Source organism: Marinomonas sp. THO17, from assembly GCF_040436405.1.
In the GTDB taxonomy this organism is placed as follows: Bacteria; Pseudomonadota; Gammaproteobacteria; order Pseudomonadales; family Marinomonadaceae; genus Marinomonas.
Window position 1 is genome coordinate 824,237 of the sequence record NZ_AP031575.1, and the last position, 26,563, is coordinate 850,799.

Consider the following 26,563-nt stretch of genomic DNA (forward strand, 5'->3'; position numbering starts at 1 on the left):
TATTTTCAACTTTATTATGTTATCGGGCTACAACCCACAATATTTCAGCATCCTTTGCTGACAATGATGTAACAGCGTGTCCCATGGTGGCATCATAATACACACTATCCCCTTCTTTTAATTCAATTGGTTCATAGAGTTCAGAGAAAAAATTAATTTTACCCTGCAAAACCAACAAAAATTCCTCACCATCATGACGTACCCACTCTTTAAACTCCGCAAAAGAACGTGCTCTCACGCGAGTTTTGAAAGGCACCATTTTTTTACGGCTAATTGAGTAATTTAGCAATTCATGCTCATAAGTCGCAGTAGGATGCGGCTCCCCTTTACCCTTACGAGTAATATCGCGACGTCCTGCAATGGATTGATCACTCGCCTCAACAAACAATTGTGGCAAGTCCATTTCTAATCCATTTATGAGTTTCTGAACTATGGTAAAACTAGGCGACACTTGGTCATTTTCAATTTTTGACAAAGTTGAGCGAGCTATTCCAGTGCGTTTACCCACCTCTTCTAGGGTCCAACCTTTGGCCAAACGAATTTTTTTCACTCGTTTTCCTAGCTCTAAAGGTTCAACAAAACGATCTGGATCTGCGGCGGTTGCAGTTTCTAAAGAAGGACGACTAACCATACTCTTACTACTGGCCTTTCAAAGGTATCATTGCAGACTCACAACGAGACAAGTCAAATCCTTTTGCAGAGACTTGTGAAACTAGATCAGCATAGGACCGTCCTTTGGCATTTTCCATTAACACCCAAAGTACTGAGGAACGCGTTCCTGTACGACAAAAAGCCAAGGTTTTTTGTATGGGTGTAATGATCTCAGACTGCTTAGTAAGATGTTCCTGCGCTAATTTTGGCAATTCAATCGGGTTCCAAGCGTATTTTAAACCTAATGCTTTTGCCGCTTTTTCAAGCTGCTCTGCATTTGGCTGATCTTCCGCTTCACCATCAGGACGATTATTCACAATCAATGTAAAACCTTGCTCTTTTAACACAGATAAATCTTCGACAAATATTTGCGGAGCAACGAAGTAATTTTCATCTAATTGAACAGGCGTAGTCATAATCTGAATCCTATTTTCTTTGTTAATTTCGGTATAATACTTTAATCAAATGAAAACCAAATTGGGTTTTTATTGGACCTTGTATTTTCAATAAAGGCCCATTGAAAACCGCCTTGTCAAAAGCAGGCACCATTTCCCCTTTACGGAATTCACCAAGATCACCACCTTTTTTACCTGAAGGGCAGGTAGAATGCTGTTTCGCAAGCTTATGAAAATCACCGCCCTTATCCAATTTTTCTTTAATTAAAGACGCTTCTGCTTTGGTTTTTACCAAGATATGACAGGCACTTGCCGTAGGCATGAAAACCCCTAAGTTATTTAATCTGCTAGAAAAATGATATTAACCCAATTAGTATAATAGAATTACCTACTAGTCAGCACTAGTTGAATCATTTTTTACGACATTAATCACAATAATATAATAACCGATGGGCAAGGCCGTTTATGAGCGCATACGCAGCAATCAGCGATTTATCTTTTCTGCTTGTGGAACCTTCAGAAACACAAAGAAAGATAATCACAAAAGCACTAGAAGACGCAGGCATTAAGCAAATTGAATACGCTAACGACATAAAACAAACCATTGAGATTCTTTCAAGCTTTCCGCCTGATCTAGTGATTTCTTCAATGTATTTGCCTGATGGTTCAGCAAACGAATTGATTGATCGTATTCGCAGCAATCAAGAAACCGAAGAACAATGCTTCATGCTGATTTCCAGTGAAAGAAACCGTGAATATCTGGAGCACCTAAAGCAATCTGGGGTTTTAGCCATTCTTCCCAAGCCCTTTAATCAGAAAGATCTAAAAAGAGCCATTCACGCAACACTTGACCTAATAGTGGCGGAGGAAATCGACCTTGAGATGTTCGACCCCCACAGTTTACGAGTGTTGGTGACAGATGACAGCATAACGGCCAGAAAACACATCAGCAAGACTCTCAACACTATGGGTATCGACGACATAGAATTTGCTGAAAATGGCCGCCAAGCCATTGAACGACTTAATGAAGAAGAGTTTGACCTCATCGTAACCGACTACAATATGCCAGAAATGGATGGTCGCGAACTCACCGATGCGGTGAGACAAAATCCAGATATTGCTCATATTCCAATCTTGATGGTCAGCTCCAATGCTGATGAAAGTCAATTATCCAATATCACTCAAGAGGGAGTCGATGCCATTTGTGGTAAACCATTTGAGCCGAACACAGTAAGACAACTCTTAGCACAAATACTGAACTAAAATTGCCTGCTAATGGGTAAAAAAAAGAGTTCAACTTGAGCTCTTTTTTTGCATTAAACCAAAGTTATTCTGATGACAAAGCATCCACTATTGGCACATTTGCTTCAGGAAAGGAAAAGGCTTTGAGTTGCGACAAGGACGCCCAGCGAACTTCTTGACCCTCTTTACCGTGAGGTTCACCAGTAAACTCCATTACCTTGTAAAAGACCAGCTCAACTTGTTTGTCACCATAATCATGAACAATAGTTTGAAAATGTTCACATGCATTGATGCGAATACCACACTCTTCTTCAAGCTCTCGAGACAATGCCAGTTCAACAGCCTCGCCAGATTCAACTTTACCACCAGGAAATTCCCAAAGGCCCCCTTGATGCTTGCTTGAATCACGCAGTGCAATAAAGATTTGATCACCACGCATGATCAAACCAACCGCTACTCTAACTAACATTAGGTACGGTACTCTGCATTAATAGTAACGTATTCATGAGAAAAATCAGTAGTCCAAACCGTATCCATTTGATCTCCCATGCCCAAGTCCACACAAATATGTATGTCTTGCGGAGCCATGGCTTGCACACCATGCTCTTCCAAATAATCCGGTGAACGACCGCCATCGCGAGCGATTTCAAAGCCATTAATATGCAACTGAACTTTATCTACGTCCAAACCCTCAACACCAGCACGACCCACAACAGCCAAAATACGTCCCCAGTTAGGATCGGAGGCAAACAATGCCGTTTTTACCAAAGGTGAATGCGCAATTTCAAATGCTGTTTTGGTAGCATCACTCGTTTGTTTCGCTCCAACCACTTCAACGGTGACAAATTTGGTCGCACCTTCACCATCTCTAACAATCGCATGCGCCAATTCTTGCATCACTTCAGTGAAAGCCACTTCAAATGCTTGTGCCAATGGCGTATCTAAAGTTTCGATAATAGGATTACCAGCCTTACCCGTCGCAATTGCAATGCAAGAATCATTAGTAGAGGTATCACTGTCAACCGTGATGCGGTTAAAGCTCTTATCTGTAGTCTTTTTCAAAAGTTGCTGCAACGATTCAGCCGCAATTGCTACATCCGTACAAAGATAACCTAACATAGTCGCCATGTTTGGACGAATCATACCAGCACCCTTAGAAATACCAGCAATTCGATAGACCTTATCTTCAAACTTAAACTCACGAAAAGAACCTTTGGGCAAGGTATCTGTAGTCATAATGCCAAAACCAGCCGACGACCAATTATCGGCTGACAAATTTGCTAAAGCATCCGGGATAGCAGCCGTAATTTTCGCAACCGGCAAAGGTTCACCAATCACACCGGTCGAAAATGGCAATACAGCCTGCAACGGTACACCAGTTTGCTCTGCCAAATACTGACAAGTAGTCAAAGCATTATCAACGCCAGATTTTCCTGTACCGGCATTGGCATTACCTGTGTTGATCAATAGGTAACGAGAATCAGCTTGGGCTAAATGAGATCGACAGATTCGAACAGGGGCCGCACAAAATGCATTCTGTGTAAACACACTAGCAACACTTGCACCTTCACAGATTTCAAACACCACAACATCTTTATTATTTGGTTTTTTAATACCCGCTTCTGCAACACCAATTCTGATTCCATCAATGCCCGGAATGAATGGAAAATCCTGCAAGCCAACAGCCATTTATTACTTACTCCGAATTAAACTAATTTACCGTGACATTGTTTGTATTTTTTACCGGATCCACAAGGACAAGGCTCATTACGCCCTACCTTCGGAAAGTTTCGCGCAACACTCTCTGAAGCTCCTGGCGATGAATCAGAACCCGCTAATGAATCTGCAGCCTTATGCACCATGCTCATCTTCACTTTTTCTTCTTGTTGACGACGAGCCTGTTCAATTTTTTCTGCTTCATCTGCTGTTTGAACCCTCACTCGGGTAATAACTTGAATAACCTCAAATTTGATTTGCTCCATCAAACCCTGGAACAGTTCAAACGATTCACGCTTGTACTCTTGTTTGGGATTTTTCTGCGCATAACCACGCAAATGTATGCCTTGTCTAAGCATATCCATGGTTTGCAGATGCTCTTTCCATAATGTATCCAATACTTGCAGCAAAACCTGTTTTTCAAACGCACGGAATTGCTTCTCACCAGCCACTTGTTCTTTAGTTTTATAATCTTCAATAAAACAATCTAGAATTTTCTGACGCAATGGCTCTTCATAAAGCTTTTTATCTTCAGCAAGCCACTGAGCAACCGGAATATCTAAGCTAAATTCATTACGCAATTTTTCTTCTAAACCAGTCACATCCCACATATCAAAGATGCTTTGCGGTGGAATAAATTCGTCTATCACCCCCATCACCACTTCTTCACGCATGGCAGCAATGGCTTCTGATAAATCATCCGACACCATCATATCAAAGCGCTGGCGATAAATGACTTGACGCTGATCGTTAGCAACATCATCGTATTCAAGCAATTGCTTACGAATATCAAAGTTGCGGCCTTCTACTTTGCGTTGAGCTTTTTCGATGGCATTAGACACCATCTTATGCTCAATTGCTTCTCCTTTTTCCATGCCTAATGCCATCATCATGCGCTTAATTCGATCAGACATAAAAATACGCATCAAATTGTCTTCAAGAGACAAATAGAAACGAGAAGAACCAACATCTCCCTGACGACCAGAGCGACCTCGCAGTTGATTATCTATACGACGAGACTCATGGCGCTCAGTTCCTATAATATGCAAACCGCCAGCCGCCAATACAGATTCATTACGAGTCTGCCAATCTGCCTTCAGCGCATTAATTTGCTCTTCAGAGGCACCTTCGCCTAACTGAGCAATCTCAACCTGCAAGTTACCACCCAAGACAATATCAGTACCACGACCAGCCATATTAGTCGCAATAGTAACAGCGCCAGGTCGACCTGCCTCAGCAACAATTTCTGCCTCGCGTTCGTGCTGCTTGGCATTCAATACATTGTGCTTAACCTTCTTTTTGTTCAGATAATTGGACAATAATTCAGAGTATTCAATAGATGCCGTTCCTACTAAAACAGGACGACCTTGTTTAACATTCTCTTCAATATCCAACACAATGGCTTCAAACTTGTCTTCCGTTGACATATAAATAAGGTCGTTATAGTCCTTACGTTGTACCTGACGATTGGTAGGAATAACAATAACTTGCAAACCATAGATTTGCTGAAATTCAAATGCCTCTGTATCAGCAGTACCTGTCATGCCTGACAGTTTTTCATATAAACGGAAGTAATTCTGGAAAGTCGTCGATGCCAGTGTTTGGCTCTCCGCTTGAATGGTTACACCTTCTTTTGCCTCTACCGCCTGATGGATACCTTCAGACCAACGACGCCCTGGCATGGTACGACCAGTATGTTCATCAACGATCACAACCTGATCACCCTGAATCACATAATCTATGTTCTTTTTGAAAATAACATGCGCTTTCAAGCAAGCATGAACATGATGAAGCAGAGCTAGGTTAGTAGCAGCATATAAGCTTTCCCCTTCTTCCAACATCCCCTGTTCGACCAACCAAGCTTCAACAAAACTGTGACCATCTTCAGTGAGTTCAATACTGCGTTGAGACTCATCTAAAATATAGTGACCATCTTGGCCTTCTGCTCCTTCATCAGCCTCTACATGGGGCTTAAGCAAGGCAGCCAAAGCATTAATTTTTCGATATTGTTCAGAGCTGTCTTCGACTGCACCAGAAATGATAAGCGGTGTTCGAGCCTCATCAATTAAGATGGAGTCAACTTCATCAACCACGGAGAAATGCAAATCACGCTGCACTCGATCCTCAAGGCGAAATACCATGTTATCCCGTAAGTAATCAAAACCGAACTCGTTGTTGGTACCGTATGTGATATCACAAAGGTAAGCGGCTTTTTTGTCATCACGCTCCTGACCAGAGAAGACAACACCGACACTCATGTCCAAAAATTCATAAAGTGGGCGCATCCAATTAGCGTCACGCTTGGCCAAATAATCATTTACCGTAACAACATGCACACCTTTTGAAGCCAATGCATTTAAATATACCGCCAAAGTCGCTACCAAGGTCTTACCTTCACCAGTACGCATTTCCGCGATACGACCTTCGTTAAGCACCATCCCACCAATTAACTGAACATCAAAGTGGCGCATCCCCATTACACGGCAACTACCCTCACGCACAACTGCGAAAGCTTCTGGCAATATAGAGTCTAGAGAATCACCTTGCTGCAATCGCTCACGAAACTCACTTGTTTTACCGGCCAAGTCATCATCTGACAATGACTTATAGCTTTCTTCAAGTTGATTTATCTTCGCTACAATTTTTTTGTAGCGTTTTACTTCTCGGTCATTCTTAGTACCGACGATTTTTTTAATTACAGTTCCTAACATCTCGAATTCAACGTAGCCAATTAGTAATAAATAGAGTCTATCACGGTAATGTGTGACAAAACATGAAATATCAAGGACCTAGACATAAAAAAACCAGACACATAGTCTGGTTTTTATCATTTCTTAGATAGTCATTTTACCAAGTTTAAGCACCGGCTAAAACAGGCTCAACATATGAAACAGGATTTTCTTGTGTTTCATCTTCAAAAACAACATATTCCCACGCTTCTGGCTGCTCTAACATAGCTAACAACAACTTATTGTTTAGACCATGACCAGATTTGTATGCTTTGTACTCACCAATCAAACTATGACCAAGAAGATACAAATCACCGATGGCATCAAGAATCTTGTGACGAACTAATTCATCACGATAACGCAAACCTTCTTCATTCAAGACACGATAATCATCCAATACAATCGCATTTTCCATGTTCGCACCGCGAGCAAGATTGTTCGTCTTAAAGTATTCAATGTCTTTCATGAAACCGAAAGTACGCGCACGACTGATTTCTTTAACAAAAGTCGTTGTTGAAAAATCCAAAGACGTGGTTTGCACATCTTCACCTATTGCTGGGTGATCAAAATCAATCTTGAATGACAATCTGAAACCAGAGTGCGGCTCAAGAGAAGCATATTTATCACCATCTTCAATGCGAATAGGCTTTTTAACGCGGATGAATTTCTTCGGTGCATTTTGTGCTTCCAAACCTGCTGATTGCAGCAAGAAAACAAAAGGACTTGCACTACCATCCATCAGAGGAATCTCACTAGCGCTAACCTCTACATAAGCGTTATCAACACCGAGGCCAGCCATAGCAGAAAGTAAATGCTCAACCGTACTCACTTCAACACCATTTTGCGACAAAGCCGTAGCAAAATTAGTCGAGCCGACTAGACGTGCATCCCCATGGATCTCTACAACTGGATCCAAATCCGTACGAACAAATACAATGCCGGTATTTACTGGGGCAGGTTTCAGTGTCAGATACACCTTCTCGCCAGAGTGCAGACCAACGCCAGTTGCTCGAATAATGTTCTTAAGTGTATGTTGGCGTACCATTCTATTCCTACATTTATATGACTAGATACATTTATTTACAAATATATCAGTAACTCATTATATATACAATCCAACGTTTTGATTTTGCACGTTTTTTGCTCAAATTAATCAGCCTGACGACGCAAAAATGCTGGAATGTCCAAATACGATAATTTATCGCCACTTGAATTATCCGTTGAATCTTTAGATTCTGCCGGCTCCTCCAAGTTTCTCTCCACCTCTTCCACCTTCGCGCTAGGCGTAGGGGTTGACACAGGTTTTACCGCTTCCTGAGAGACTTCTTCCTTCTCGATTACAGGCTGCTCCACCTTAGTCGTAACTGGTTGAGAGATAACAGATTCGCCAACAGCAGATTTCATTTCTACTGAATTTCGACCCTCTAAACCAGTCGCCACCACTGTAACTCGCATCTCATCACCCACACTTGGGTCAATCGCACAGCCAATTACAACAGTTGCATCCTCCGATGCATATTCTTCAATAATGCCACCTACCTCAGTAAACTCTGACAAACCAACCTCTTCATTGGCTGTGATATTTACCAGCACACCTCGTGCACCTTTAAGATTGATGTCTTCCAATAACGGGTTATGAATGGCAGCTTCAGCAGCTACTTTCGCCCTATCATCTCCTGAGGCAGTACCTGTCCCCATCATTGCCATGCCCATTTCAGACATCACAGTTCTTACATCAGCAAAATCGACATTAATAAGACCTGGACGCATGATAAGGTCAGTAATACCTTGTACCGCATTAAACAAAACATTGTTTGCTTCACCAAACGCCTTCAATAGAGAAATGTTCTTCCCCAATACTGGCAACAAACGTTCATTTGGCACTGTAATTAATGAATCGACATTTTCTCGTAATTCTTTAACACCTTCTTCCGCTACTTTTGCACGACGGCGTCCTTCAAAAGGAAATGGCTTAGTAACGACCGCTACCGTTAGGATTCCCAATTCACGAGCAACCTTAGCAATCACAGGGGCTGCACCGGTACCTGTACCACCACCCATACCGGCTGTGATAAACACCATATCAGCGCCAGTAAGTAACTGTGTAATTCGTTCTTGATCTTCCAGAGCAGAATCACGACCTACTTCTGGGTTTGCTCCTGCTCCCAACCCTTTGGTGATGGTTGAACCAAGCTGCAAGGAAATTCCAGTATCAAAACCAATCAGCGCTTTAGAATCTGTGTTGGCACAAATAAACTCAACACCCTCTAATTGATTTTCAAGCATGTGGCGAACTGCGTTTCCGCCGCCACCGCCAACACCAACAACTTTAATCACCGCGTTGTCGGATAAATTATCTTCGGCCATATCAAAGACATTCATGGGCTTACTCGCTCCTCAATAAATTCGCTATCAATTTTGCTTAGATGTAATTCTGAAACCAATGTTTCAACTTCTGCCATCCTTTCGTTGCACTGAAAGACGACCTGGTTTCTTTCTTCGGAGCCAAAATTGATGCTTCACGTTTAGTTTGCGTCTTAGACATCATCCCTTTAGCGACTTCGGCTACATCAGCCTCTTTACTGCCATAAGCCAACAACCCAACGCTGGTTGAATATATTGGGTTATCGACAATATCTGACATTCCTTTAGTACAATCTGGCACTGACAACCTCACTGGCATCTGAAAAATCTTCTCAGCCAGATCTGCCGCACCTTCCATAAGTGATGTACCGCCAGTAATCACAATACCTGCAGGGATGCGCTCGGCAAAACCACTGCGCCTTAATTCATCCAGAATTAAGTTATAAATTTCTTCATATCTTGCTTCTACCACTTCCGTTAACGCATGACGAGTAATAGATCGAGGTTGACGATCACCAACACTGGGCACCTGCAACACTTGATCTGTAGACGCCATGGACGACATTGCACAAGCGTATTTTACTTTTATTTCTTCAGCGTGTTGAGTTGGAGTACGTAATGCCATCGATATGTCATTCGTCACCTGATCACCCGCTACCGGCACAACAGCTGTGTGATGCAAAGCACCATCAATCCAAACTGCTATATCGGAAGTGCCTGCCCCTATATCAATCAAGCAAACACCCAAATCTTTTTCATCTTCACTCAATGATGACTCACTGGAAGCCAACTGAGATAAAATGGCGCCATCTACACCAAGTCCACAGCGTTTTATGCATTTTTCAACATTCATAACCGCATTCACAGCGCCAGTTATTAAATGCACATTTGCTTCCAGTCGAACTCCAGACATACCAAGTGGATCTTTAATCCCTTCTTGGGAGTCTATGTGATATTCTTGCGGTAAAATATGCAGCACACGCTGATCAGAAGAAATAGGCACAGCTTGTGCTGCATCTATCACTCGCTCAATATCTTCCTTTTGAACCTCACCGTCTTTCACCGCGACAATACCGTGAGAGTTGAGGCTACGTATATGGCTACCTGCCACGCTGACATACACCGAATGAATATTACAACCCGCCATCAATTCAGCTTCTTCAACCGCACGCTGAATCGACTGCACTGTTGACTCAATATTAATTACAACACCGCGCTTCATTCCTTTCGCGCTATGAGAGCCAATACCGACAATTTCTAAACTACCATCAGCCAGTATTTCACCGACCAAACAGATAACTTTTGATGTGCCTACATCTAGACCGACTATCATTTCACCTTCCCGGTATTTATGTGCGTTGTCACCCGGCAAGTTTGTTATTTTGAAAGCAACAAACAGGCCAAAATCAATTTTTTTTCTTCCAACCGACCGCTACCCCGTGAGGATAACGTGCATCAATAGAAGAAATTTGCTCTATTCTACCTGATAAATCGCTTTTATACACGGCTATAAAGCGCTGTAATCGCTCTAAAATTTCATCTCGACCTAGCTTAACAACTAGACCATTCCTAAAAACAATTTGCCAAGCACCTCTTGGCTCTAAAGTCAGCTTTGCAATACGTAAAGAAGTTGGTGCTAACACCTGACTAATTAACCCAAACTGCTCCAACACCACATCACTCGAATCCGCTGGCCCAAACAAACTTGGCAAAGGCAAATCAGGCACAGTAGGCGGAGTAATCACCACCGCTGAAGCGGAAATAATTTGCCCATCACGCCAGTATGCAAGAGGCACATATTCGTGCACAATCACCTGCAAGGTATTTGGCCAAACTTTACGAACCTCTGCACTTTCTATCCAAGGTGATGACAAAACCGTTTGTAACGCCTCTTTCACAGACAGCCCTAACAAACTTCGCCCCAGTAGTGGAGAGAACTCTTGTTGCAATTCCACCTGCGAGGTATTTTTCAAATCCCCTTGTATGTCTATTTTATTAATAGCAAACCAAGTGTCCGGAGAGTTTTCCCCCTGAAAACTTGCTACTAAAATCAACAGAACGGCTCCTATGAGCGCTGCTAACCTCATCTTTTTGCTTATCTCGCTTTATCAAAAGCTTGCTGAGCGATTTTCTCCACCAAGGAGGCGTAATCCAAGCCAAGATACGCTGCCGCCATAGGCACTAAACTGTGAGACGTCATACCCGGTGCAGTATTCACTTCCAACACCCAAAACTGGCCCTGCTGATCACGCATCACATCCACTCGCCCCCAACCAGTACAACCAAGCGACTGATACGACTCAAGGGCTAGTTGTTTCAATTCCGCCTCATCCGCTTCATTCAGACCGCATGGCAATAGATATTGGGTATCATCAGCAATGTATTTAGCTTCGTAATCATATAGCTTATGCTCTTGTGAAGGCTGCAAACCAATTGGCGTATAAGCTTCATTATCAATAATTGTAACGGTGAATTCAGGGCCATCCACAAACTCTTCTACTAGAATATCGGAATCATACTGCAAGGCCTGTTTCAAAGCCGTTGCCAATTCCTCCTGATTAGCCACCTTACTAATACCAATAGTGGAACCTTCTCGAGACGGCTTCACAATCAAAGGATAAGACATTTGTTGCTCAATGCTAGCCACATCAGCTTTGTCGGAAAATGACATATAAGCAGGTGTTGGAATACCTATGCCTTTCCAGAAGCGCTTAGTCAGCACCTTATCCATAGCAAAACCACAAGCTAATGGTGAGCTACCTGTATAAGGCCTACCCATAAGCTCTAGCAAAGCTTGAATACGACCGTCTTCACCTTCACCGCCATGCAGGGCAATAAAAGCCAAATCAAAATCAACCGCTTGCAATTGCGCAATAGGATCAAGATTTTTATTAGCACCAAATAAATCAATCGCCTCGACTTGGTAACCTTTATCACGCAAAGCTTTCACTATCATAGTGCCACTTTCTAGAGATACTTCTCGCTCTGCAGAACGGCCACCATAAATAACGGCAATGATGGATTCTTTAAAACTCTTAGTCATATTAGATCCCTTGCGCCGACAGATTTTTTGACACAGTTCCGATATCTCCCGCGCCTTGAGTAATTAACAAATCCCCTTCACGTAAAACGTTCTTGAGAATAGAACGCAAATCCGCCTCACCACCAACATGAATTGGATCCACATTGCCCCGTTGGCGAATACTGCCACAAAGAGAACGACTGTCAGCGCCATTTATTGGCTGCTCACCCGCAGGATAAACCTCCAACAATAGCAACACATCTACTTGCGATAAGACACGCACAAAATCTTCATAAAGGTCTCGTGTTCTGGAATATCTATGCGGTTGATACACCATCACCAAACGTTTTTCAGGCCAACCTTCGCGAATCGCACTGATGGTTGCCATCACTTCACTTGGATGGTGACCATAGTCATCCACAAACATCACTTCCGATTGATCGGCCAACTTCAAAGGCTGTTGCTCTTGAAAACGACGTCCTACACCTTCAAAGCCCATCAACCCTGCCTGAATAGCGACAGCGTCGACACCCAAATCTGTCGCTACTGCAATGGTTGATAAGGCATTCAACACATTATGACGCCCCGGCATGGGCAGACGAATCTTTAACGGCTCCCCTTCTGGACGATGAGCCATAAACTCACAAAAGCGGCCTGTTTGAGTAATGTCTGTAGCATAAAAATCTGCTTCATTATCTATCCCATAAGTCAGCACTGGACGACTCAAATGCGGCAAAATTTCACGCACATTGGCATCATCGACACACATTACAGCCAAACCGTAAAAGGGTAGATTATGAACAAACTCGACAAAGGTATGTTTTACTTTCTCAAAATCCCCCTGATACGTATCCATATGATCTTCATCAATGTTGGTCACTATCACGGTCTGAGGCTGTAAATGTAGAAATGAAGCATCGCTCTCATCCGCTTCGGCAACCAAATATGAACTACTGCCCAACTGAGCATTGGTTCCCGCACTGGTAAGACGCCCACCAATAACAAAAGTTGGCGTTTCCCCAGTTGCTGCCAAAACGGATGCCATCAAACTAGTAGTGGTGGTTTTACCATGCGTCCCAGCCACCGCAATACCGTGACGATAGCGCATGAGCTCAGCCAGCATTTCAGCACGACGAACAATAGGAATACGATGTTCTTTACCCCAGATAATTTCCGGATTCGCTTCATTAATAGCGGTAGATACGACAATAACGTGCGCATCAAGGACGTTACCTTCTTCATGTCCTATGCAGATCTTAATACCTAACTCTGCCAATCGTTTCGTCGTAGAAGACGCTTTGAGATCAGAGCCAGATACCTTATATCCTTGATTATGCAATACTTCGGCAATACCACACATTCCGACACCACCAATACCAATAAAGTGGATATTTTGGATACGACGCATAGTCGGGATATCGTATTGAACTTTGTTTTCCATCATGATTTCACTAACCTTAAGCAATGTGCAACGACATCTTGTGTCGCCCTCGGGTGGGCAATCAGTTTTGCCTGCTCACCCATTTTTAATAATGTTTCGTCACTTTCCAGCAGCCCAGCTAACAAAGAAATCACCTTCTCACTGCTTAATTCTGACTGAGGTAACATATATGCAGCGCCTACTTTTTCCAGATGACGTGCATTTTCTGTTTGATGATCATCAATCGCAAAAGGAAACGGTACTAATATGGATGGCAATCCAGCAATCGCCAATTCACTAACCGTCATCGCACCAGAACGACATAAAACCACATCAGCCCAATAATAGGCGTGGTTCATATTTTCCAAATAGGGCTCAACACGTGCCTCCACCCCAAGCGATCGGTACGCATTCTGTACTTCTGTAAAATTACGCTTACCTGTTTGATGCCATATATCTAAGCGTTGTGAAAATGGCCATTCAGCCAACACCTTTGGCACCATATCGTTAATCGCTTTAGCCCCTAGGCTGCCACCAACCACTAATAAACGCAGAGGCCTGGCTGAATCAAATCTTGACGCTCTAACCTGCTGGTGCAAAATATCGCTACGTACCGGATTACCCAAAGTCAACGCCTTAGGCAAAGCCTTATTAAAAGCCTGCATACGAAGACTGGCTACTTTCGCCAACAATTTATTGGTTGTTCCTGCAATCGCATTTTGCTCATGAATGGCCAAAGGAATACCCAACAACTTTGCCGCCACACCACCCGGACCGGCAACAAATCCTCCCATTCCTAACACCACATCCGGTTTTATAGATTGCATAATAGCTATCGCCTGACCTAAGGCATGAAGAATACGAAACGGCGCGCTAACTAACCCAAGTAGCCCTTTACCACGCACACCTTTGATAGATAAAGTATGCAATGGAATCTCGTTCTGCGGCACAATAGATTCTTCCATGCCACCTTTTGAACCTAACCAATGCACTTCCATTCCTTTCTTTTTAAAATCTTCAGCACAGGCTAAAGCGGGATAAATATGACCACCTGTTCCACCCGCCATGATAACGACCCTGTTCATTTTGCTCATCCTGCACTCTCTTTTGTTAGGCTATTGTTAATAACAGAACCTTCTGCACGACGGTTTTCTACATCCACTCGAGCAATAACAAACAAACTTGCCATAGTAATAATGAGACTACTGCCACCAAAGCTAATTAATGGCAAAGTCAGCCCCTTAGTAGGTAAAAAACCTGTATTGACACCAATATTAATGATGACTTGAGCCAGTATTAAAATAGCGAACCCAAAACTCATGTATGCGGCGAAAGGCTGCCCAAGAGACATAGCCTTATAACCTATTTTAAAAGCGCGACTGACCATCAAACCAAATAACAGTATTAGCAAGAGGCCCCCCATCATTCCGGTCTCCTCTACCCAAATTGAAAACACAAAATCGGTATGAGCTTCTGGCAAATATGATAACTTCTGCACACTGTTGCCCAGGCCTAAACCAAACCATTCACCCCGACCGTAAGCGATTAAGGCCTGACTCAATTGATAACCTTCATTAAAAGGATCTGCCCACGGATCGACAAAATTCATCAAGCGCTTGAGGCGATAACTTTCCGACACAGCCACCAAAGCCAACATGGAAACCGCTGCGGCCATCAGTAACAAAAACTGATACAGAGGAGCACCACCTAAAAACAACAACACCATCACGGTGCCAAGCAATACAACAGAGGCTCCAAAGTCTGGCTCTAATAGTAAAAACAATAAAAAAATACTGCACAGACACAAAGGCAGCACGAAGCCAACCCAACCTTGTCGTACACGATCAGCGCGGCGCACCAAGTAGCCAGACACGTAGACCACCATACAGACTTTCGCTACTTCCGACGCTTGCAGATTAAACAACACCAGATTTATCCAGCGACGACTACCATTGACGCTTTTTCCAATGCCCGGCACTAATACCAAAATCAGCAATACCAGAGACAGGCCCATCATCAAAATCCCCCATTTTTGCAGCTGACTGGTTGGCAAAGACAGCATAATCCAACCAAAAATCAGTCCTAAAACAAGGTAAATCGTTTGACGAACCATAAAGAAATAAGGGTGACCATGAACACTTTCAGAAATAGAAATAGAAGCGCTGGACACCATAATAAGACCCAACGCCAAAATCGCAGTGACGGAAGTCAGAAACAAGGCATCAACTCGCGAAAATTCATCCAACGACACGCGATCAAAAAGGCTCAACCACTTCATAGAGCATTAACCAGAGAAACAAAGTGCTGACCTCGCACTTCATAGTTTTTGTACATATCCAAGCTGGCGCAAGCGGGTGAAAACAGGACTATGTCGCCCTCTTCAGCCATTGACGAGGCTGCAAGTACAATCTCATCCAAGGTCTCACAGCGCGAAAAAACCACATCTTCAGGTACAATGTGTGCAATACGTTCAGCGTCTTTACCAAACAAATATAAGTGTCGTACAAATTGCTGTAGCGGTTTCGCTAAGCTACTGAAATCAGCTCCCTTACCTTCTCCTCCCGCGATCAAAATAATATTCTTTCGACTGCTTCCTAATCCTTGTAATGCCGCCAAAGTAGCACCCACATTAGTACCTTTCGAGTCATTAATGTATGTAACTCCCAGATACTTACGCACCGTCTCACAGCGATGCTCTAAACCGCCAAAGCTTGCTAGTACTTCAGCAACTTGTGGTGCCTTAATATCAACTTTAAGCAATTCCAACATCGCCAAACAAGCCAACACATTGGCATGATTATGAGAGCCTTGTAATGCGATATTATCTGTATGGTAAAGACGCTCCACACCACGACACAACCAAGCTCCTTCACCATCAGCTAGAAGACCAAATTCTTTAAGGTCAGGACTTTTTGTTGTAAAGGCTCGCACAGGGACACCTTCAGCTAATAAAGGTGCAGTGAGAATATCTTGCTTATTACAGACTGCTGCTTTACAACCACGATAAACCCGTTGTTTGGCTCTTTGATATTCATATAAATCGTCATAACGATCCATATGATCTTCTGAAACGTTGAGCAAACATGCCACATCTGCTTTCAAGGCATGAGTCGTTTCCAACTGAAAGCTGGACAATTCCAGCACATAATAGTCTTTATCATCTGCTAATAAATCTAATGCTGGTAAACCGAGATTACCGCCAGCTATGGCCTTTTTCCCCAAGGCTTGGAGCAACTTAGCCAACAAGGTTGTGACAGTACTTTTGGCATTTGATCCTGTAATGGCCACAAAGGGTGCATTGGCGTAATCACAAAACAAATCTATGTCACCACGCATAGCAACACCCTTTTCAGCTAAGCGTTTCAAAACTGGCGTTTTTAAAGAAATACCTGGACTGACAAACAATTCAGTCACCCCAAGACTTTCAAGCACATCCAGATCACCCACCATGATTCGATCTTCAGGACAATGAGCCTTTACCTCTTCAAGCCCGGGTGGTTGCGTTCGCGAATCCACCACATAAAAGTCCAAGTCTTTTGAAGACAAAAAACGGGCACAAGATACCCCTGTCGCTCCCAAGCCGACAACGGCTCTTATTCGATCTGACCCGATTAACGACATGATGCTTCTCCTAGCGAACTTTCAGAGTAGCCAAACCGATCAAAACTAAACACACAGTAATGATCCAAAAACGCACAATGACTTTAGGTTCTGCCCAACCTTTTAATTCAAAATGATGATGGATGGGTGCCATTCTAAAAATACGACGCTTGGTCAATTTATAGGACGCTACCTGTAAAATAACCGATACCGTTTCCATTACGAATACACCACCCATAATGAAAAGCACCAACTCCTGACGAACTACAACAGCAATTACACCAAGCGCAGCACCTAACGCCAAAGACCCCACATCCCCCATAAAAATTTGTGCAGGGTAAGTGTTAAACCATAAAAAGCCTAATCCAGCACCAGCCAAAGCGGCACAAAACACCAATAACTCACCTGTTCCCTGCACATAGGGGATCAACAAATACTCAGAGAACTGACTATTACCAGTCAGGTAAGCAAAAATACCTAGCGCGCCACCAACCAGTACCGTAGGTAAAATCGCTAAGCCATCTAAACCATCGGTTAAGTTCACTGCGTTACTGGTGCCAACAATGACAAAATAGGTAAGCACAACAAAGAAGATTCCCAAAGGAATAGCGACATCTTTAAACAAAGGAACAATCAGAGAAGTTTCCACTGGTGTTGTGGCAGTAATGTAAAGAAACACGGCTGCTGCCAAACCGAAGAAGCTCTGCCAAAAGTACTTCCATTTAGCCGGTAAACCACGAGGATTCTTCTCAACTACTTTACGATAGTCGTCTACCCAGCCAATGGCTCCAAAACTCAACATCACCAACAACACTAGCCATACATAATGATTAGTTAAGTCACCCCATAAGATGGTACTAACGGAAATGGAAAAAATAATGAGTGCACCACCCATAGTTGGTGTGCCTGCTTTTGACAAATGGGTTTGCGGGCCATCATCTCGAACCGCCTGACCAATTTGTAACCGCTGCAACATGACAATCACCTTATTACCAATTAATAAAGAGATCACCAAGGCAGTTAACACCCCTAAAATGGCGCGTAATGATAGATAGTTAAATACCGTAAAAAAGGTGTGGTACTTACTTAAATAGGTTGTGAGAAGAAGTAACATGGCTCAAGAACATCCTAATCTTTTAATTTTTCTACAATTTTTTCCATCTTAGCGGAGCGAGAGCCCTTCACTAAAATAGCGTGGTTTTTATCTAGCTCTTGCACAACAACAGCCGCTTCTTCATGGTGATCACAAAAATGCGCATCACCACCTAAATTCTCAAAAGTTTTTCCTGCAATCGCTGCCAATGGCCCTAAACAGACCAAATGTGACACGTCTTTTTGCTTTGCATACTCTCCTAGTTCGGCATGAAATTCATCTTGACGCTCGCCAAGCTCCCCCAATCCCCCCAAAACCAACCAAGTTGCCGAGGCAGCTTGCATAGTTAGCACATCAATGGCCGCTTTCACCGAAGTGGGGTTCGCATTGTAACAATCATTGATCAACAGAGCGCCTTTTTTTGTATTTAGACGCTCCAAACGACCTGACACCTGAACAGCTTGCGCCAATTTCCCAGCGGCATCAGTAAAAGACATTCCGACTGTCATCAAGGCCAACACAATCGCCATACCATTGGCAATTTGGTGACGCCCAGGACTTCCTACTTCGACAGACAAAGTTTCACCTTGATAGCACAAAGTAACTTGGCTAGATTGCGCACCGAGCACAATATCTTTGGCAAATAAACTGGCTTTATCAGTAAAACCAAATGACAAGACCTTGCGTTGTCCAGCAATACCACACCAATAATCAAAAAAAGCATCGTCTGAATTCAAAATCACAGTGGCATTGTCTGCAGCTCCCGTAATTAAACTGCCTTTTTCGATGGCAATGCCTTCTAAGCTGCCCAAACCTTCAAAATGACTACCACTGGCATTTGTCAAAATCACCACATCTGGCTGAGCAATACTCGCCAAACTGGCAATTTCACCAGGATAATTGGTACCAGCCTCAATCACGGCCACTTCATGGTATGGTTGTAATTCCAGTAAGGTTTGCGGTAAACCAATTTGGTTGTTTAAGTTAGCGCGGGTTTTTAACACATTTTTATGACTGAGGGATTGGGCAAGCCAGTCTTTTACAGTGGTTTTACCATTGCTACCAGTAATGCAAATCACCGGCCCTTGAAATGCATGACGTATTAGATTAGCAATTCGACCATACGCCACTCGAGTATCTTCCACTTTAATATGACAAATGCCTTGCAACTCACTATCACTGACTACACAGACTGCCCCCATTTCAATGGCTTGATAGGCAAAGTCGTGACCATCAAAATGCTCACCACGTAAGGCAACAAAGACACTACTAGGCTCGATTTTGCGGGTATCTGTGATAACACTTTCAACAAATTGATTGTCTCCCACCAGTTCGCCATCACAAGCGAGGGCCATTTCTTCCAGAGACAATTTAACTAACATATTCTTCTAACACCTTACTGGCTTCTTCTTTGTCATCAAAATGATGTTTAACACCATCAATATCTTGGTAAGTCTCATGTCCTTTACCAGCAATTAAAATAACATCATTTGGCGAAGCTGACATCACTGCTTGACGAATTGCCAAGCGCCGATCTGCTTGCTGATGATAACAGGCCTCTGTGTCAATTTTCTCTACCGCATCTGCAAATATTTGCGCGACTGATTCAGTACGTGGATTATCAGAGGTTAGCCATACATCATCGGCGTTTTCCATTGCTGCTGCCATCATCAAAGGACGCTTTCCTCTGTCCCTATCGCCACCGCAACCAAACACACAAATAAGCTTACCACTAGTATGCTCTTTGACTGCAGATAAAGCACTCTGCAAAGCATCTGCTGTGTGTGCAAAGTCCACTACCACTAACGGCGCACCTTGCTTTTCTATCTTATCCATTCGACCTGGCGCACCTTGCAAGCTCTGTAATGCCGCAATTAAATTTTGTTTATTCGCAGTTTGCTGCCAGAGTGAAGCCAATGCAGCCAACGCATTTTGCACATTAAATCGACCTAATAGAGGTAAAAAGACAGCTTGTTCACCTTCAGGATGGCATAAAGTAAAACGACAACCTGTTGGCTCAAGTTGCAAATCCTTGGTGTAAAAATCGGCTTGCGGATTCGCCTCACTGTAAAAATAGCAATTAGCATTAATGGCAGGTTGCGCCATAAAAGCAACATATTCATCATCTAAACAAAAGACCGCATTCTCAACGCTTGGGTAAGAGAACAATTTCTGCTTGGCTGCAGCGTAATTTTCCATGGTAAGGTGATAATCTAGATGATCTCGGGTTAGATTGGAAAACACTGCGGTTTGAAAGGTCACTCCTAAAATACGCCCTTGATCAAGGGCATGAGAAGATGCTTCAAACGCCACATAATCTACGCCCTGCTGTGCGAGGGACATTAAGGTTTTATGCATTGTCAAAATGTCTGGCGTGGTTTGTTCGGCGGCTTCTAATTGACCTAGAGGGCCGATACCAAAGGTTCCAACAAGACCACTTCGCTGACCGACTTTTTCAGCCAATTGCGCAGCATAATAACAAATAGAAGATTTGCCATTGGTGCCAGTTACCGCCATCATTTTGGCTGGCATTGAACCAAATTTTTGCAAGCATGAGAGCATAAGATCAATTGGCTCATCCACAGCAAGCAGTTGAATATCTTGCCTCTTAACGTTCAAGCCAGTAGGTAAGATTGCCAGCTGACAACCTAACGCAACAACATCATCTAGATAATCCCAACCGTTTGAGGTCACACCCGGCAAAGCGAAAAACACACCATCTTTATCCAGCTTTCGACTATCCGTTTCTATATGGCTATAAAAAGCAGAATGCGGGCTACCCTGTTCAGAGTAGCCCGCTAATGAAAGTATATCTTGATGAGAAATGACTGGCATACGCTAGCCTCCTTGCGCCACCTGATATGGAAGCTTTTTCGTTTGTAATCTTACTTCCCGCAATCCTTCTGGCATATCTGGGTAAATATTTAAGGTGGTGAGCGCACCTTCCATCACACGTGAAAAAACTGGCGCCGCCACTTCTCCACCATAATACTCACGACCTTTTGGATCATTTACCATCACTACCATGGCCAATCTTGGATTTGACGCCGGCGCAACACCGGCGAACAAGGCAATGTATTGATCGTATTCATAACCCTTTGAACCAACTTTGTGTACCGTGCCTGTTTTACCCGCCACACGATAGCCTGGAATTTGTGCCGCTTTACCTGAGCCTCGTTGCACAACCGCTTCCATCATTTTCACCACATCACCAGCAACCTGGCTGGGTATCACCTGCTTTCCTTCGGCTGGTATATCTTGCTTAAAAATGGTGACAGGTACACGATAACCATGATTAGCTAAGGCCATATAAGCTTGCGCAAGCTGAAGTGTGGAAACAGACAAACCGTACCCATAAGATAAAGCAGCAACTTCAGCTGGATGCCACTTAGGATGGGACGGCAAAACACCTGTAGCCTCACCAGGGAAACCAATGCCAACTGGCGAACCAATACCAAGTTCATAATCCATATTCCAAACCGCATCTTGCGATAGGGATAAAGCAACTTTAGAAGCTCCCACGTTACTGGATTTAATCAGCAGTTTTTCAAAATCTATGGCGCCGTAGTTGGCTGCATCTCGAATGGTGAAGCGACCAAAGCGCATATAACCAGGCGAGGTATCAATAATAGATTCTGTAGAATATTGCCCCGACATCAAGGCTGCAGAAATGGTAAAGGGCTTCATGGTCGATCCAGGTTCAAACAAATCAATAACAGCACGATTACGCAATTCTTCATATTCTAGTGCAGAACGATCATTTGGATTATAGGATGGCTGATTAACCATGGCCAAAATCTCACCTGTTTTCACATCCAAAATCACTGCTGATGCGGATGTCGCCCTATGCTCAGTCACTGCGGCCTTAAGTTCTCGATAAGCCAGATATTGCAATCTCAGATCAATACTTAACTCAATATTTTCACCAGGACGCTCGTGTATTTCATCGCCGATACCATGAATAATATTACCCGACAAATCTTTTAAATAACGACGTTCACCCGGCTGTCCTTGCAAAGCAGCATCATAAGCCAGTTCAATACCTTCTTGCCCTTTATCGTCTATATTAGTAAAACCCACTACATGAGAAGCCACTTCACCTGCTGGATAAAAGCGCTTGTACTCTTTCATCTTACTAACACCTAACACCTTTGCCGCCATAATGGCATCGGCTTCTTGTGGTGGTATTTGCCGACGTAAATACATGAAGGAGCGATTTTTATTCGCCTCAAACTTTTCTTGCAACCATGCTCGCCCCACCCCCATAACTTCCGCCAAGCGTTTGATCTCTTGCTCAGGGCCCACTCCAACGGTAGGGTCACTCGGCATTCTCCACAAGGCCTTAGGGTTGGCAATAATAGTCCAAGTTGGTGTACTAACTGCCAAGGGCTCACCACGACGGTCCAAAATCATACCTCGAGTAGCAGGAATGGATTCAGTTCGGACAGCACGAATCTCGCCCTGATTCTGTAAAAAAGCTTTGTCTACCACTGTTAGATAAAACAAACGCCCAGCAGCCACGACAAACAAAATGAGGGCCATTCCATACACAAAGCGTAGGCGCCATTTACCGATATATTGAGAACTCTCTAACGTTTTCATGGTTTCACTATTATCAATTCATTTTGAGATGGCGCATGCATATTTAGATCCTTTATTGCTGTCTGCTCCAACCGACTTGGTTGAGTTAAAGCACTTTGCTCCAAAAGCAACTGCCCCCATTTCACTTCAAAATCCACTTCTTCTTGCTTGAGTTTTTGTAAATAAGAAAAATCTTGTCGAAACTCATAAACCTGTACCACAACGAACAAAGAAACCAGAGTCAGCACCACCACACCAAATAAAAAGATGATGGGTGTGAATCTCGATTTATTCACTGACACGCTCCAATACTCTTAATACCGCACTGCGCGAGCGAACATTATCATTTACCTCATTCTTAGAAGGTTTAATTGCCTTACCTACTGTTTTGAATTTGATGTCCAAATGCGCATTCTGAATCGGTAAGTGTCGAGGCAATTCCGGTCCTTTGGACTTCAATTTCATAAAGCGCTTAACAATACGGTCTTCCAATGAGTGAAAGCTGATCACTACTAAACGACCACCTACTTTAAGAGCATCCACTGCCGCTTCTAGACCTTTTTCTAAATCACCCAATTCATTATTTATATGAATTCGAATTCCTTGAAAGGCGCGTGTTGCAGGGTTTTTGCCTTTTTCCCAAGCTGGATTTGCTTCCGCAATAATTTTCGCCAATTGCAAGGTACTGACAATCGGCGTATGCACTCGATATTCACATATTGCTTTAGCAATACGGCGGGAAAAACGTTCTTCACCGTATTGATACATGACATCTGCTAACTCTTTTTCTTCTACGTGAGCAATCCATTCAGCCGCACTCATACCCTCATTTGGATTCATACGCATATCCAATGGGCCATCATTCATAAAACTAAAACCACGCTCAGCATCATCCAGCTGAGGCGATGAAACACCCAAGTCCATCATGACGCCATCAATCTTCTCAGTTCCAAATACGACTGAAATGTGCTCTTGCATATTGGCAAAACTGTCTTGCACGATGTGAAAGCGCGCATCTTCTTGCTCAAGTTGTCGACCAAACCCAATCGCCACAGGATCTTTATCAAACCCTAACAAACGCCCTTTATTCAGCTGACTTAACACCAAACGTGTATGCCCACCTCGCCCAAAGGTACCATCGAGATAATCCCCATCCGGGTTGGTCACCAACATATCGACGGATTCATTAAGCATTACACTTATGTGTTCGTGTTCGGCATTTGTCATAAAGAGATATCCATCATGCTTTCTGTCTGTAAGTCCTCAAGCGCATCTTGGGATAAATAATCTTCTCGTTGCGCATCCCATTCTTCTTGACTCCAAATTTCAAGTTTTTTGCCTTGACCAAGAATGGTGAGCTTTTTATCAAGCCGCGCAAATTCTCGAAGTGGCGCCGGCAATAAAATTCGCCCAGCCTTGTCTACTTCTAAATCGGTAGCGTGTCCCACTAGCAAACGTTGCAAACGCCTTGCTTGTGGCTGAAAAGTAGGCAGTTTGTCTAACTTCTGCTGAATTAACTCCCACTCCGATAAGGGATAAAGCAATAAACAACGAGAAACAGGATCTATGGTGACCACCACACCTTCTTCCTCATATTGACTGAGTTCATCACGCAAGCGAGCAGGAAGCGACATGCGCCCCTTTGCATCCACACTGACTTGATGAATCCCTCTAAACACAATTATATCCCACTTATCGACACTTTCTCCCACAATTTAACACCATTCCACCAAAATAGTAAAAAAATATTGGTTAAAAAATGCAAAATTGATGAAAAGCAGGCACAACAAAACCTCTCTAGAATCAAATGAGTGGTAAAAACATGTACTTCTGGAAACAAAAAAGACTTTTAAAACAATAAAGAAGGAAAAATATGGGGACAATTCCCATTTTCGACGACCAAAAATATGAAAAAAGGGTATAAAGTGGGAAATAAGGACAAGGACACGCTAAAACCAAAGCCAATCGAACAAAGCGATAGCTTTACTTATCAACATGAGTCTTGAGAGACAAAGAAATGAGAAAAAGCAAGTTGGTCGATAAGCCGGGTTCTGTCGTGGACAGTCATTCATCTAATACGTACATCACTGCACGTCTTTAGCAACCTACCCGAACTCAGCGCGGGTCACGCCAAAGAGTTCCTATTTGGTCTTGCTTCAAGTGGGGTTTACCATGCCACAAACTGTTACCAGTCGCGCGGTGCGCTCTTACCGCACCATTTCAACCTTACCGGCAGTAAACTGCTTAGGCGGTATATTTTCTGCTGCACTTTCCGTAGGCTCACGCCCCCCAGGTGTTACCTGGCACTTTACCCTGCGAAGCCCGGACTTTCCTCCCCCCATAAATATATGAGCGGCGACTGCCTGACCAACTTGCGAGGCGCATATTACGTCTCTCGCTACAGAATGACAAGGCATTTTAACAGGCAAACTGAACTTCTATTTCATTGGCAAACAAAAACAAACCTCCAAGCCTCCCTCTGGGCGATTTTTAGCAGTAATCTTCCCTTTATGGGCACGAATGATACGCTGGGAAATAGTCAATCCAACACCAAAACCACCACTATTAGCTTCCCTTGCTTCAGAAGAACGATAAAAAGCATGAAAGATCTTCTCTAACTTCTCTTCATCCACACCAGGGCCATTATCTCTAACACAAATAAAGGCTTCACCTGCCTTCTCATCTGTAACTACTTCAACCATGCCACCTTTCCCTGTATAAAAGCAGGCATTGCGCAGCACATTCTCAATCGCATGTCGCAATTGCAGCGGATCACCTATCAAGGTCTTAGGCAATCGTCCCGTTTTGGTGACGGAGATACCTTTTAACTGACTTTCAAAATTCACATCAGCTACTATCTCATCCAACCACACCTGCACGTCCATGCTTTCCTTAACCAATGCCGCAGCTTCCAAACGACTCAGGGTCAGCACTTGACCAATCAATTCGTCTAATTCATGCAATTCATCACGGATACGACACAGGTAATTTTTCTGAATATCCATGCCATGCTTATCTTCTGCGATGGTTAACGCCACCTCGATTCGGGCTAAAGGGGTACGCAATTCATGCGACACATCACGCATCAAGCGCTCTTTAGAAGACAACAAGGTTTCAATACGTTCCGCCATCTCATTGAACTCACGCGCCAATTTACCTACCGCATCACTCCGGCGCGCCAATTTATTCTCGACCCGCACGGACATTTCACCATGACCAAAAGATCGAGCAACACGCTGCAACTTAAGCAAGGGACCAAGCAACCAATAGGCCAATACACCGCTGGATACCAACAAACCTAATAGGGAGAAGCCTACCACAGCCTCAGGAGCCAAGGAGTTTAGCTCAGGATTGGGCTTAAAAATCAACAAATACTGAACATTATTGCCACCAATCACTTGAATGAATTGGCTGTGTAGAAAGTCCGCAGATGGTTGTCCATTCGCATCCGCCGAATTTTGCTCACGAAAATTACGTGGTAAGGCTTTCAATAAAGGCTTACCATTTTCCTGATACAAATAAATGGAACCAGATAAACGCTTCTCCGCTTGCGCTGTTTCTTTTTCCAACACCGCAATACCAAATTGCTCATAACTGGACACGAGCTGGACACCCACATCCCCCAATAAGTCTGCAGATACTTGATTTTGTTTTTGAACAATTTGAACCACGCTCAAACCAATGCTGACAACCACAATATTGGAAAGCAGCACGACAAGAAACACGCGCAGAAAAGTGTTTTTCATGAAA

Annotated in this window: 24 protein-coding genes and 1 other RNA gene; 1 reads left to right on the forward strand and 24 read right to left on the reverse strand. The window is 43.4% G+C overall.

Annotated features, from left to right (window positions below; all coding sequences use genetic code 11):
* Positions 1 to 19: 19 nt before the first annotated feature.
* From ABXS85_RS03890 to ppiC, 3 genes are read right to left on the reverse strand one after another with little or no spacing between them, the layout of a single operon-like run.
* A complete protein-coding gene (locus ABXS85_RS03890) occupies positions 20 to 631 on the reverse strand; it encodes an XRE family transcriptional regulator (RefSeq protein WP_353668724.1) in 612 nt (203 codons plus the stop codon).
* A 7-nt stretch (positions 632 to 638) separates the two neighbouring features.
* The gene (locus tag ABXS85_RS03895; RefSeq protein ID WP_353668725.1) at positions 639 to 1,067 is read right to left on the reverse strand and encodes a TIGR01244 family sulfur transferase; all 429 of its coding nucleotides are present in this window, start codon (positions 1,065 to 1,067) and stop codon (positions 639 to 641) included.
* 22 nt (positions 1,068 to 1,089) lie between these two features.
* Positions 1,090 to 1,368 carry a peptidylprolyl isomerase PpiC gene (gene ppiC / locus ABXS85_RS03900; RefSeq protein ID WP_353668726.1) on the reverse strand — a complete coding sequence of 93 codons (279 nt, stop codon included), beginning with the start codon at positions 1,366 to 1,368 and terminating at the stop codon, positions 1,090 to 1,092.
* A 143-nt stretch (positions 1,369 to 1,511) separates the two neighbouring features.
* Here ppiC and ABXS85_RS03905 point away from each other — a divergent pair, with 143 nt between their 5' ends.
* Positions 1,512 to 2,309 (forward strand): response regulator, encoded by a 798-nt coding sequence (locus ABXS85_RS03905; protein WP_353668727.1) that lies wholly within the window; start codon positions 1,512 to 1,514, stop codon positions 2,307 to 2,309.
* Between the two features lie 64 nt (positions 2,310 to 2,373).
* On the opposite strand, the gene mutT is transcribed toward ABXS85_RS03905, so the two are convergent.
* The 21 genes from mutT to ABXS85_RS04010 all read right to left on the reverse strand — a co-directional run bounded on the left by mutT (position 2,374) and on the right by ABXS85_RS04010 (position 26,559).
* Entirely contained in the window at positions 2,374 to 2,757 is a 384-nt protein-coding gene (gene mutT / locus ABXS85_RS03910) for an 8-oxo-dGTP diphosphatase MutT (RefSeq protein WP_353668728.1), read from the reverse strand.
* Positions 2,757 to 3,977 (reverse strand): bifunctional glutamate N-acetyltransferase/amino-acid acetyltransferase ArgJ, encoded by a 1,221-nt coding sequence (gene argJ, locus ABXS85_RS03915; RefSeq protein WP_353668729.1) that lies wholly within the window; start codon positions 3,975 to 3,977, stop codon positions 2,757 to 2,759. Before argJ ends, mutT begins: the two co-directional genes overlap by 1 nt.
* Before the next feature lie 17 nt (positions 3,978 to 3,994).
* Positions 3,995 to 6,715 carry a preprotein translocase subunit SecA gene (secA, locus tag ABXS85_RS03920; RefSeq protein ID WP_353668730.1) on the reverse strand — a complete coding sequence of 907 codons (2,721 nt, stop codon included), beginning with the start codon at positions 6,713 to 6,715 and terminating at the stop codon, positions 3,995 to 3,997.
* A 145-nt stretch (positions 6,716 to 6,860) separates the two neighbouring features.
* Complete coding sequence (lpxC, locus tag ABXS85_RS03925; protein WP_353668731.1) at positions 6,861 to 7,778, reverse strand: UDP-3-O-acyl-N-acetylglucosamine deacetylase; 918 nt, start codon at positions 7,776 to 7,778, stop codon at positions 6,861 to 6,863.
* A 104-nt stretch (positions 7,779 to 7,882) separates the two neighbouring features.
* Entirely contained in the window at positions 7,883 to 9,115 is a 1,233-nt protein-coding gene (gene ftsZ, locus ABXS85_RS03930) for a cell division protein FtsZ (RefSeq protein ID WP_353668732.1), read from the reverse strand.
* Positions 9,116 to 9,155: 40 nt separating this feature from the next.
* The gene (ftsA, locus tag ABXS85_RS03935) at positions 9,156 to 10,430 is read right to left on the reverse strand and encodes a cell division protein FtsA (protein ID WP_353668733.1); all 1,275 of its coding nucleotides are present in this window, start codon (positions 10,428 to 10,430) and stop codon (positions 9,156 to 9,158) included.
* Positions 10,431 to 10,503: 73 nt separating this feature from the next.
* The gene (locus ABXS85_RS03940; RefSeq protein ID WP_353668734.1) at positions 10,504 to 11,151 is read right to left on the reverse strand and encodes a cell division protein FtsQ/DivIB; all 648 of its coding nucleotides are present in this window, start codon (positions 11,149 to 11,151) and stop codon (positions 10,504 to 10,506) included.
* A gap of 41 nt (positions 11,152 to 11,192) precedes the next feature.
* The gene (locus tag ABXS85_RS03945; RefSeq protein WP_353668735.1) at positions 11,193 to 12,140 is read right to left on the reverse strand and encodes a D-alanine--D-alanine ligase; all 948 of its coding nucleotides are present in this window, start codon (positions 12,138 to 12,140) and stop codon (positions 11,193 to 11,195) included.
* Between the two features lies 1 nt (position 12,141).
* Positions 12,142 to 13,563 carry a UDP-N-acetylmuramate--L-alanine ligase gene (gene murC, locus ABXS85_RS03950; RefSeq protein ID WP_353668736.1) on the reverse strand — a complete coding sequence of 474 codons (1,422 nt, stop codon included), beginning with the start codon at positions 13,561 to 13,563 and terminating at the stop codon, positions 12,142 to 12,144.
* Positions 13,560 to 14,633 (reverse strand): undecaprenyldiphospho-muramoylpentapeptide beta-N-acetylglucosaminyltransferase, encoded by a 1,074-nt coding sequence (gene murG / locus ABXS85_RS03955; RefSeq protein WP_353668737.1) that lies wholly within the window; start codon positions 14,631 to 14,633, stop codon positions 13,560 to 13,562. Before murG ends, murC begins: the two co-directional genes overlap by 4 nt.
* Positions 14,630 to 15,817 carry a putative lipid II flippase FtsW gene (gene ftsW / locus ABXS85_RS03960; protein ID WP_353668738.1) on the reverse strand — a complete coding sequence of 396 codons (1,188 nt, stop codon included), beginning with the start codon at positions 15,815 to 15,817 and terminating at the stop codon, positions 14,630 to 14,632. Before ftsW ends, murG begins: the two co-directional genes overlap by 4 nt.
* Positions 15,814 to 17,160, reverse strand: coding sequence for a UDP-N-acetylmuramoyl-L-alanine--D-glutamate ligase (gene murD / locus ABXS85_RS03965; RefSeq protein ID WP_353668739.1), 1,347 nt, complete (start codon positions 17,158 to 17,160; stop codon positions 15,814 to 15,816). Before murD ends, ftsW begins: the two co-directional genes overlap by 4 nt.
* A gap of 10 nt (positions 17,161 to 17,170) precedes the next feature.
* A complete protein-coding gene (mraY, locus tag ABXS85_RS03970; RefSeq protein WP_353668740.1) occupies positions 17,171 to 18,253 on the reverse strand; it encodes a phospho-N-acetylmuramoyl-pentapeptide-transferase in 1,083 nt (360 codons plus the stop codon).
* 14 nt (positions 18,254 to 18,267) lie between these two features.
* Positions 18,268 to 19,614 carry a UDP-N-acetylmuramoyl-tripeptide--D-alanyl-D-alanine ligase gene (gene murF, locus ABXS85_RS03975; protein WP_353668741.1) on the reverse strand — a complete coding sequence of 449 codons (1,347 nt, stop codon included), beginning with the start codon at positions 19,612 to 19,614 and terminating at the stop codon, positions 18,268 to 18,270.
* The gene (locus ABXS85_RS03980) at positions 19,604 to 21,067 is read right to left on the reverse strand and encodes a UDP-N-acetylmuramoyl-L-alanyl-D-glutamate--2,6-diaminopimelate ligase (RefSeq protein ID WP_353668742.1); all 1,464 of its coding nucleotides are present in this window, start codon (positions 21,065 to 21,067) and stop codon (positions 19,604 to 19,606) included. Before ABXS85_RS03980 ends, murF begins: the two co-directional genes overlap by 11 nt.
* Positions 21,068 to 21,070: 3 nt before the next feature.
* Complete coding sequence (locus ABXS85_RS03985; protein ID WP_353668743.1) at positions 21,071 to 22,834, reverse strand: penicillin-binding protein 2; 1,764 nt, start codon at positions 22,832 to 22,834, stop codon at positions 21,071 to 21,073.
* Positions 22,831 to 23,109, reverse strand: coding sequence for a cell division protein FtsL (ftsL, locus tag ABXS85_RS03990; RefSeq protein ID WP_353668744.1), 279 nt, complete (start codon positions 23,107 to 23,109; stop codon positions 22,831 to 22,833). The genes ABXS85_RS03985 and ftsL overlap by 4 nt, the downstream gene beginning before the upstream one ends.
* A complete protein-coding gene (rsmH, locus tag ABXS85_RS03995; protein WP_353668745.1) occupies positions 23,102 to 24,040 on the reverse strand; it encodes a 16S rRNA (cytosine(1402)-N(4))-methyltransferase RsmH in 939 nt (312 codons plus the stop codon). The genes ftsL and rsmH overlap by 8 nt, the downstream gene beginning before the upstream one ends.
* Positions 24,037 to 24,492 carry a division/cell wall cluster transcriptional repressor MraZ gene (gene mraZ / locus ABXS85_RS04000; RefSeq protein ID WP_353668746.1) on the reverse strand — a complete coding sequence of 152 codons (456 nt, stop codon included), beginning with the start codon at positions 24,490 to 24,492 and terminating at the stop codon, positions 24,037 to 24,039. Before mraZ ends, rsmH begins: the two co-directional genes overlap by 4 nt.
* 345 nt (positions 24,493 to 24,837) lie before the next feature.
* An RNA gene (rnpB, locus tag ABXS85_RS04005) (RNase P RNA component class A) lies at positions 24,838 to 25,188 on the reverse strand.
* 63 nt (positions 25,189 to 25,251) lie between these two features.
* Positions 25,252 to 26,559: an ATP-binding protein gene (locus ABXS85_RS04010; RefSeq protein WP_353668747.1), complete on the reverse strand. Its 1,308-nt coding sequence runs from the start codon at positions 26,557 to 26,559 to the stop codon at positions 25,252 to 25,254.
* Positions 26,560 to 26,563 lie beyond the last annotated feature (4 nt).

Coding starts and splice junctions, on each gene's coding strand:
- ABXS85_RS03890 (WP_353668724.1), bottom strand. CDS start 631: ATGGTTAGTCGTCCTTCTTTAGAAACTGCAACCGCCGCAGATCCAGAT.
- ABXS85_RS03895 (WP_353668725.1), bottom strand. CDS start 1,067: ATGACTACGCCTGTTCAATTAGATGAAAATTACTTCGTTGCTCCGCAA.
- ppiC (WP_353668726.1), bottom strand. CDS start 1,368: ATGCCTACGGCAAGTGCCTGTCATATCTTGGTAAAAACCAAAGCAGAA.
- ABXS85_RS03905 (WP_353668727.1), top strand. CDS start 1,512: ATGAGCGCATACGCAGCAATCAGCGATTTATCTTTTCTGCTTGTGGAA.
- mutT (WP_353668728.1), bottom strand. CDS start 2,757: ATGTTAGTTAGAGTAGCGGTTGGTTTGATCATGCGTGGTGATCAAATC.
- argJ (WP_353668729.1), bottom strand. CDS start 3,977: ATGGCTGTTGGCTTGCAGGATTTTCCATTCATTCCGGGCATTGATGGA.
- secA (WP_353668730.1), bottom strand. CDS start 6,715: ATGTTAGGAACTGTAATTAAAAAAATCGTCGGTACTAAGAATGACCGA.
- lpxC (WP_353668731.1), bottom strand. CDS start 7,778: ATGGTACGCCAACATACACTTAAGAACATTATTCGAGCAACTGGCGTT.
- ftsZ (WP_353668732.1), bottom strand. CDS start 9,115: ATGAATGTCTTTGATATGGCCGAAGATAATTTATCCGACAACGCGGTG.
- ftsA (WP_353668733.1), bottom strand. CDS start 10,430: ATGATAGTCGGTCTAGATGTAGGCACATCAAAAGTTATCTGTTTGGTC.
- ABXS85_RS03945 (WP_353668735.1), bottom strand. CDS start 12,140: ATGACTAAGAGTTTTAAAGAATCCATCATTGCCGTTATTTATGGTGGC.
- murC (WP_353668736.1), bottom strand. CDS start 13,563: ATGATGGAAAACAAAGTTCAATACGATATCCCGACTATGCGTCGTATC.
- murG (WP_353668737.1), bottom strand. CDS start 14,633: ATGAGCAAAATGAACAGGGTCGTTATCATGGCGGGTGGAACAGGTGGT.
- ftsW (WP_353668738.1), bottom strand. CDS start 15,817: ATGAAGTGGTTGAGCCTTTTTGATCGCGTGTCGTTGGATGAATTTTCG.
- murD (WP_353668739.1), bottom strand. CDS start 17,160: ATGTCGTTAATCGGGTCAGATCGAATAAGAGCCGTTGTCGGCTTGGGA.
- mraY (WP_353668740.1), bottom strand. CDS start 18,253: ATGTTACTTCTTCTCACAACCTATTTAAGTAAGTACCACACCTTTTTT.
- murF (WP_353668741.1), bottom strand. CDS start 19,614: ATGTTAGTTAAATTGTCTCTGGAAGAAATGGCCCTCGCTTGTGATGGC.
- ABXS85_RS03980 (WP_353668742.1), bottom strand. CDS start 21,067: ATGCCAGTCATTTCTCATCAAGATATACTTTCATTAGCGGGCTACTCT.
- ABXS85_RS03985 (WP_353668743.1), bottom strand. CDS start 22,834: ATGAAAACGTTAGAGAGTTCTCAATATATCGGTAAATGGCGCCTACGC.
- rsmH (WP_353668745.1), bottom strand. CDS start 24,040: ATGACAAATGCCGAACACGAACACATAAGTGTAATGCTTAATGAATCC.
- ABXS85_RS04010 (WP_353668747.1), bottom strand. CDS start 26,559: ATGAAAAACACTTTTCTGCGCGTGTTTCTTGTCGTGCTGCTTTCCAAT.